The organism is Bradyrhizobium jicamae, from assembly GCF_018130695.1.
Lineage (GTDB): Bacteria > Pseudomonadota > Alphaproteobacteria > Rhizobiales > Xanthobacteraceae > Bradyrhizobium > Bradyrhizobium jicamae_B.
Genome location: NZ_JAFCJX010000023.1, coordinates 130,616 through 138,852, shown reverse-complemented (window position 1 = coordinate 138,852; position 8,237 = coordinate 130,616). Strand labels below are relative to the sequence as shown.

The window sequence follows — 8,237 nt, the reverse complement described above, 5'->3', positions numbered from 1 at the left end:
CGTGCGCGCACTTCTTCTGTGCACATGGCGCATGAGACCGCGGGTGCGGCGTGCACCCGGTCTTCCCTGCGCCCTCGATTCAAGTGAGGGCGGAACGAGATGGAAAACTCGGGCAAATCATGTCGCGAGAATGTGGTCGCATGTCCGCCGTCATTGCGAGCTGCCGTAGGGTGGGCAAAGCGCAGCGTGCCCACCATCACGAGCACGTCGGGAATGGTGGGCACGTCGCTATGCTCCTTTGCCCACCCTACGGCTTACAGTGCTTGCTGCACGCGCAGCGCGTCAAACTACTTCCGCGCCGCCCGCGCCCCACGCTTCGCCGGCATCTCATCCGCCTTTCCCCGCAGCGCCGCCGCCGAGAGCGACACCACTTCCGAGATCTGCTGCAGCTGTGCGGCGAGCGGGCTGGTCTTGCGCCAGACCATGCCGATGGTGCGCGAGGGCTGCGGGTTCTTGAACCGCGCCACCGACACCGGCGCCGAACGCGTCTCGACCTCGACGGCCATCTCCGGGATCAGTGTCACGCCGATGCCGGCGCCGACCATCTGCACCAGGGTCGACAGCGAGCTCGCGTCCAGCACCTCGCGCGGCGGCGAGGCCTGCATGTTGCAGAAGGCGAGCGCCTGGTCACGGAAGCAATGGCCCTCTTCGAGCAAGAGCAGCCGCATCTCGCGCAGCATCTCGTGGCTCGGCACCGGCGTCCTGGCATCCTCGCCGGCGCGCACCAGCAGGAAATTCTCGGTGAACAGCGCGACCTCGGTCAGCGACGGCTCCGACACCGGCAGCGCCACGATCGCAGTATCGAGCCGGCCCTCGGCGACCTCCTTGATCAGCTTCGGCGTCACCGTCTCGCGGACATGGATGTCGAGCTCCGGATGCAGCCGCGCCAGATTCTCGATCACCTTGGGCAACAGATACGGCGCAATGGTCGGGATCATGCCGACGCGCAGGCGGCCGGCGAGCTTGTCGCGCGAGGCGCGGGCGAAATCGCCGAGTTCGTCGACCGAGCGCAGGATTTCGCGCACCCGATGCAGCAGCTCCTCGCCGAACTTGGTCAGCGCGACCTGGCGAGCGCCGCGTTCCAGCAGTACGCCGCCGAGGCCGTCTTCGAGTTCCTTGATCTGCATCGACAGCGCCGGCTGCGAGACCGAACAGGCCTCCGCGGCGCGGCCGAAATGGCCGTGGCGGGCCAGCGCGTCGAAGTACCTGAGTTGCCGGAGTGTGACGTTTATCATCAGATTATCTTATCGGAGCGATCATTAAAGTCAATTTCACCTGATCGAATAGGGCTCGTAGAGTCATTCTTGGAACGGCTCCAAGCAGATTCCAGATTCCACCATCCTCGGAGAAGAAACATGGACGCAAAAACCGACGAAGGCGCGGGCAAATGCCCATTCTCGGCAGCCCCCCGCACGCACACGAACCGTGATTGGTGGCCGAACACGCTCGACATCCAGGCGCTGCACAAGAACTCCGGCCTGTCCGATCCGATGGACAAGGATTTCGACTACGCCAAGGAGTTCAAGACCCTCGACCTGAACGCCGTGATCAAGGACCTGCATGGCCTGATGACGGACTCGCAGGAATGGTGGCCGGCCGATTTCGGTCATTACGGCGGCCTGATGATCCGCCTGGCGTGGCACGCCGCGGGCACCTACCGCATCACCGACGGCCGTGGCGGCGCCGGCACCGGTCAGCAGCGTTTCGCGCCGCTCAACAGCTGGCCCGATAACGCCAACCTCGACAAGGCGCGTCGCCTGTTGTGGCCGATCAAGCAGAAGTACGGCAAGAAACTCTCCTGGGCCGACCTGCTGGTCCTCTCCGGCAACGTCGCGCTGGAGTCGATGGGCTTCAAGACCTTCGGCTTCGCGGGTGGCCGCGCCGACGTGTGGGAACCCGAAGAGCTGTATTGGGGTCCGGAAGGCACCTGGCTCGGCGACGAGCGCTACAGCGGCGAGCGTCAGCTCTCCGAGCCGCTTGGCGCGGTGCAGATGGGCCTGATCTACGTCAACCCGGAAGGCCCGAACGGCAACCCTGATCCGGTCCTTGCGGCCAAGGACATCCGCGAGACGTTCTTCCGCATGGCGATGAACGACGAAGAGACCGTTGCCCTGATCGCCGGCGGCCACACCTTCGGCAAGGCACACGGCGCGGGTGATCCTTCGCTGGTCGGACCCGAGCCGGAAGCCGGTGCGCTTGAGGATCAAGGTCTCGGCTGGAAGAGCAAGCACGGCACCGGCATCGGCGCCGACGCGATCACCGGCGGCCCCGAAGTCACGTGGTCGCAGACCCCGACCAAGTGGAGCAACTACTTCTTCGAGAACCTGTTCAAGTACGAATGGGAATTGACGAAGGCGCCGTCGGGCGCGCAGCAGTGGAAGGCCAAGGGCGCCGAGGCGGTCATTCCCGACGCCTTCGACAAGTCCAAGAAGCATCTGCCGACCATGCTGACCACCGACCTCTCGCTGCGCTTCGATCCGGCCTACGAGAAGATCTCGCGGCGCTTCCTCGCGAATCCCGCTCAGTTCGCCGATGCCTTTGCCCGCGCGTGGTTCAAGCTGACCCACCGCGACATGGGTCCGGTCGCGCGCTACCTCGGCCCGCTGGTGCCGAAGGAAACGCTGATCTGGCAGGATCCGGTGCCGGCGCTCGATCATGCCGTGATCGACGCCAAGGATGCCGAGGCGCTGAAGGCGAAGATCCTCGCCTCTGGCCTCACGGTGTCCGAATTGGTGTCGACCGCGTGGGCTTCCGCGTCGACCTTCCGCGGCAGCGACAAGCGTGGCGGCGCCAATGGCGCGCGCATTCGTCTGTCGCCGCAGAAGGACTGGGAGGTCAACGAGCCGGCGCAGCTGAAGAGCGTGCTGGGCAAGCTCGAAGCCATCCAGAAGGAGTTCAACGCCGGGGCCAAGAAGGTCTCGCTCGCCGACCTGATCGTGCTCGGCGGTTCGGCCGCGATCGAGAAGGCGGCCAAGGACGGCGGCACCGAGGTGAAGGTTGCCTTCACGCCCGGCCGCACCGATGCGTCGCAGGACCAGACCGACGTCGACTCCTTCGCGCCGCTCGAGCCGCGCGCGGACGGCTTCCGCAACTACACCAGCAACAAGCGTCAGTTCATGATGCCGGAAGAGGCATTGGTGGACCGCGCGCAGCTGCTGCGGTTGTCGGGTCCGGAGCTGACCGTGCTGGTCGGTGGCCTGCGCGTGCTCGGTGCCAACGCGGGCAAGTCGAAGCATGGCGTGTTCACCGGCAAGGTGGGAACGCTGACCAACGACTACTTCCTCAACCTGCTCGACATGTCGACCGAGTGGAGCGATGCCGGTGAGGGCGTCTATGAAGGCCGCGACCGCAAGTCCAAGCAGGTCAAGTGGACCGCGACCCGGGCCGACCTGATCTTCGGCTCGCACTCGCAGCTCCGCGCGTTCGCCGAAGTCTATGGCTGCGCCGACTCCAAGGCGAAATTCGCTAGGGATTTCGCCGCCGCCTGGAGCAAGGTGATGAACGCCGACCGCTTCGATCTCGCGAAGTAAGCGGGCGGACACGACGAGAAAAAGAGCGGCGCTTCGAGAAATCGAAGCGCCGCTCTGGCGTTGAGGGGAGACTTTGTTACTTCAGCGGTTCGTAGCCGGGCTGGTTGATGTCGATCAGATACTGAATCGCCGAGTGGCTCGGCAGGAAGAAATATCCGCCGGCGCGCACGGTGACGAAGCTCTGCATGTCGCGCACGCAGACCGGGCCCGACGGCGTCGGGATCGTGAACACCGCCGGCCGGCCCGGGCCCGCCTGGCCGAGCAGCGGATCGGGCTCCTCGCGCAGGCCATGGAAATTCGGCGACTGCAGCCAGGTCTGCTGCACGAACTCGAACTGCCGGTCGAGGTCGGCGCACAGGCAGGCGAACACGAGGCCCTTCTCGGTCGGCGCGCCCTCCGCCGGCGCGTATTCGTAGGAGCGGCCGCGGCGCAGCAGGCGGTGGCGATTGGTGATCGCCACTTCGAAGGCATCGCCGGGCTCCAGACTGTCGCGCGGATTGGTGCGGCGGATATGGGCGCCGAACGGGCAGCGCAGGCCTTGCGGATCGTCGATGCCGAACGTGAAGTCGTTCTCGGTCGTGCTGTGCTTGCGATCGCCCTCGCTCGCTTCGGCGCCGGGCCGCTCGACCAGCGGCGTGCCATTTGGCCAGCGGCCGAGCATCTTCGCCGCCAGCCATTCGGCATTGATCGGCGCGCCCGCGACGTCTGCGAGGTTGGGATAGTCCTGCTTGAGGTCCTTGGCCTTGCCCTCGACGAAGGCCTTGAAGCCGGTGACATCCTGCGCGAGCTGCCGAACCACCAGGAAGCTGCCGTTGCGGCCGAAGTCGCGCGCCGCCTTGTTGGCATCCTCGAAGGTCGGGAAGCGGCTCGGCACGTCGGCGAGCACGGTCGGCAGATGGTTGCGGTGATCGGACTCGGCGGCGACCGTCGTCGCCGGGCCGTAATAGCCCTGGTTGTTGCGATAGCCGAGGATGAACTCGCCGGGCTCAACCACGTCGCGGTCGTGCACGCGTTTCAGGAAGCGCTGCGTGCCGCGGATGATCGGCTGCGAGATGCCGTCGCGGAAGCCGAAATGCTCATACTCCGCGCGGCGGTCGGTGGCCGGGCCGGACGTCGTCGGGGCAGCGTATTGGTCGGCACCGAAGGGCAGACCTCCGGTCAGTGGCGCGGTCGGGATGACGTGCAGCAGTGCGCCCTCGCCGAGCAGGGCAAGGTGCCGCTTCAGCACCGCGTCGCAGGTGGCGGCCTCCTTGGCGCAGATGATCAGGATCGCGTCGGCGCCGGGCGGGCTTTGCGCGGCGCCTTCGATGGCGGAGTCGCCCCAGCGCCAGACCTCGGGCGCCGCATGGCCCCAATCGCCGAGTTGGCGGGCACGGTTCGACATGCCGATGTTGAACGGGCTCGGGAAGGTGCCCAGGCCGTCATGCCGCGACGGATCGGACAGGCCAAGCTTGGCAAGGCCGGTCGAGCTGAAGGCGACGAACACCGAGCGCGTCCGCAAGCTCGGCTCACTGGCGAAGGGATGATCGCCGAAGGTGACCTCGCATTGGTTGACCTCGCGCGCGGTGCCGTCCGGCCGCGCGCCATGCACCAGCGCGCGCAGCCATGGGGCTGCAGCCTTCGGAGCTTCGGGCAGGCGGAGCAGCGCATAGACCGCGTGCGAGAAATCGGCCTGGCCGCGAAACACCAGCGACTGCACCTCGTCGGTCTCGATCGCAGAATCCGGCCGCGGCATCGAGCCGAAGCAGTCGAGCCAGTCGCGCGCGGCGAGATCGTTCGAGGCGCGGGCGAGGCCGTCATGGATCAGCGCGTTGGCATGGATCTGGTCGGTGGTGAAGCTGTGGAAGCGGCTGTACCAGAATTGCGACGGCCGCTGCTGCCGCCGCACCCAGCGCTTGAACCGATCGCCGTCCTGGGCGCCGTCGAGGATCAGGAAGCGCGTCTTCGGGAAGCCGACGCCATTGCTCCAGGCCGCAGTCTGGCCGGCATGGGCGCGCATGATGAAGTCTTCGAGATAGCTCTCCCAGCTGCCGTCGAAGTTGGACAGGAAGATCAGCTTGTCGTAGCCGGGCAGGCGGAACCATTTCGCGTAATGGATCGTGCCCATGTTGAGCACGAAGCCCGGCCGGAAGTAGGTCTGCACCATCTGCTTGATGCCCCACAGCGACATCGCAAGCGTCAGCTTCCGGAACCAGCCGCTCTTCAGCGGCGTGACGGCCATGAAGTGGTTGTGCGCGAAGCCCGGCGGATTCTCGACCCGCGCGATCGCCTTGATGTCCGAAAGCCTTGGGTTCTGGTCGTCGGAGACGTCCTGCGTCTCCTTGTAGCGAAGGAATGCGAGGAAGCCGCCAGCGATGACGGCAAGCAGGATCAGCGTCGCTGCAATGCTGCCGGTCGACGCGAGCAGCAGGCGGCCGGGCAGGCTGAGGGAGAGCGCCGGACCCGGAGTCGCGAACATGATGCCGATCGCAAACAGCAGGCACGCGCCGATCGGCCACCACGCGAGGTCCCAGAAGTCCCGGCTCTTCAGGAAGACCTGGGTCGCCTCCCATTTGGTGCGGTCCTTCCAGTCGGAGATTCCGAGCCGGCGACGGTTCGGAATGATCAGGGTGTCGCTGGCGTCGAATTCCTTGCCGCGACGAACCAGGTCCTGCAGCTTCGGCGGACTGCTCTGGTCGACGTTGGCCCATACCTGCGGATGCAGGATGAAAGAGCGCACGAAGCTCAGCACCTGCATGGCGCGGTTGCCGATGCCGGAATGGAAGGTCAGGAAATAGTCGAGCGCATCGCGCGCGAATTCGGACAGCTTCTGGTGCGCCTCGATGTTGACGACCGGGAATTCCGGCGTGCCGTTGAAGTTGAGGCCGATCGCACCCCAGGGACGCGTCTGCAGATTGAGCGCATAGGCCTTGAGCACCTCGACCAGCGGCTCATCCTTGGCCATCAGCGTGTTCTGGAACACCGACAGCAGTTTGCCGCCAGCCGCGCTATCCGCCGCGACGATCGCCTCGATGGCGGCATCCTGCGGGCCGTCGCAGTTCAATTCGAGCAGCAGATAGGGCGCGGGCTCCTTGTCGTCGCCGGCCTCGATCACGGCGAGCGAGGCGAAGTGGACGATGTCAGTCGCGTCCAGCATGGTGCGGAGTCCCTGCGTCGCGGGATTGCCCAGCGCTGCGATCTCGGCGCGGACGGTATCCGCCTTGTCGGGATCGAGCAGCGGCGCGCAGATCGTGATCATGCTCTGCTGGCCGGGTGCGGTCGGCGGATCGAACTCCATGTCGAGCCGGTTCGGGAACGGCCCGACCCAGCGGATGCGGCTGCCATAGGTGTCGGTCGCGTAGCGCAGGTTCGCCTGCGACAGCAGCACCATGAACAGCTCGGTGAACTGCGCCATCGCGAGATACTTGCCGAGGCACTGATGCTCGCCGGTGCCGAAGGCGAGGTCCGCATTCGCAGGCTCGCGATCCGGAATGAATTTACCGGGGGCATCGATGGCGCGATGGTCGCGCAGCGCCGACATCGTCGCGACCATCAGCACCGTGCCCGCCGGCACGGTCTTGCTGCGGCCGAGATAGGTGCCGATGGTGGCCTCCCGCTTGGCGTAGCGCCATTGCCCCGGTGTCAGCGGCGGGCTGAGCCGCACCGCCTCGAACAGCAGCCGGTGCAGCGCGTCCTTGTCGGGATTGGCGGCGCCGGCCTCTCCTTGCGCATCGATGCGCGCGGCGCCGCGCGCGTGCTCCATGGCAAGCCCCATCGCCTTGGGGTGATGTTGCAGCGCCTGGAAGATCCGGCCGGCGGCGAGCGTGTTGGTCGGGATGAAGCCCGCGATCATGCCGACCAGGATGGAGCAGATCACATCGTCGGTGACACGTCGATCGCGCTGCTGCAGCTTGATCAACCGTCCCAGCACGGTATCGGTCGGATTGGCGCGCTGCTGGATCATCGACACGCTGATGACGTTGCGGATCCGCGCCGCGCCGTTCAGCGCGACCTTGCGCGTCGTCGGATCGCCGGTCGGATCGGCGAACAGCACGGCGGAGATCGACATCGACCAATCGGCGAAGGCGTCGGGATCGTCGACCGTCAGGCCGAAATACCGGATGCAGGTCTCGGTCGCGACGCGCGTGATGAAGTCCTTCATCACGTCGATCCGCCCGCCGGAGTTTCGGATCAGCGCCTTGGCGAAGCGGTTGCTCAGTTGGGTGACCAGGGCGACGTCCTTCCGCGCGAACACGATCTTCGCGATCTCGTCCTGCGACAGGCCGCCGCCCTCGATCGGCTGGTTGGTCCCGGTGAGGCGGCTGCGCTGGTCGCCGATCACCTCGCTGATCTGGTTGAGCTCCTGATCGTGGGCTGCGCCTTCCATGCCGAGCACGAAATTGGCGCCGCCACCGGACAGCTCGGTCATCTCGAGGCCGAACGGCGTCTCGAACTCGTCGGTCCGCGCCAGCACGTCGCGGACGTCGCGCTCACGCGTGACGAGGACGAAGCGGCCGATCTTGAAGACCGGACAAAGCTCGCGGAGCAGAAACAGTGCTGGTGGCATCAGCACGTCGAACAGCCAATGCGTGATCCGTCTGCGAAACGAATCGGCGCCGAGCTCCTCGAGATTGAACGGGGGCAACGCGTCCTTGGGCTGGGCGTTGGTCTCGGCCTGGGCCTTGCGAATCCCGTCGTAATATTTTGGCTCAAACATCATCTCACCCG

Annotated in this window: 4 protein-coding genes; 1 reads left to right on the top strand and 3 read right to left on the bottom strand. The window is 66.0% G+C overall.

The features are described 5' to 3' along the window. Both JQ604_RS29475 and JQ604_RS29470 read right to left on the bottom strand, forming a co-directional pair. Positions 1 to 224, bottom strand: a 224-nt coding sequence (locus JQ604_RS29475; RefSeq protein WP_212364194.1) for a hypothetical protein, incomplete at its 3' end; no start/stop codon positions are given. A 63-nt stretch (positions 225 to 287) separates the two neighbouring features. Then, positions 288 to 1,235 (bottom strand): LysR substrate-binding domain-containing protein, encoded by a 948-nt coding sequence (locus JQ604_RS29470; protein ID WP_212364193.1) that lies wholly within the window; start codon positions 1,233 to 1,235, stop codon positions 288 to 290. A gap of 120 nt (positions 1,236 to 1,355) precedes the next feature. On the opposite strand from JQ604_RS29470, the gene katG reads away from it, so the two are divergent. Beyond that, the gene (gene katG, locus JQ604_RS29465) at positions 1,356 to 3,530 is read left to right on the top strand and encodes a catalase/peroxidase HPI (protein WP_212364192.1); all 2,175 of its coding nucleotides are present in this window, start codon (positions 1,356 to 1,358) and stop codon (positions 3,528 to 3,530) included. Between the two features lie 76 nt (positions 3,531 to 3,606). On the opposite strand, the gene JQ604_RS29460 is transcribed toward katG, so the two are convergent. Then, positions 3,607 to 8,226: a cytochrome P450 gene (locus JQ604_RS29460; RefSeq protein ID WP_212364191.1), complete on the bottom strand. Its 4,620-nt coding sequence runs from the start codon at positions 8,224 to 8,226 to the stop codon at positions 3,607 to 3,609. Between the last annotated feature and the right edge of the window lie 11 nt (positions 8,227 to 8,237).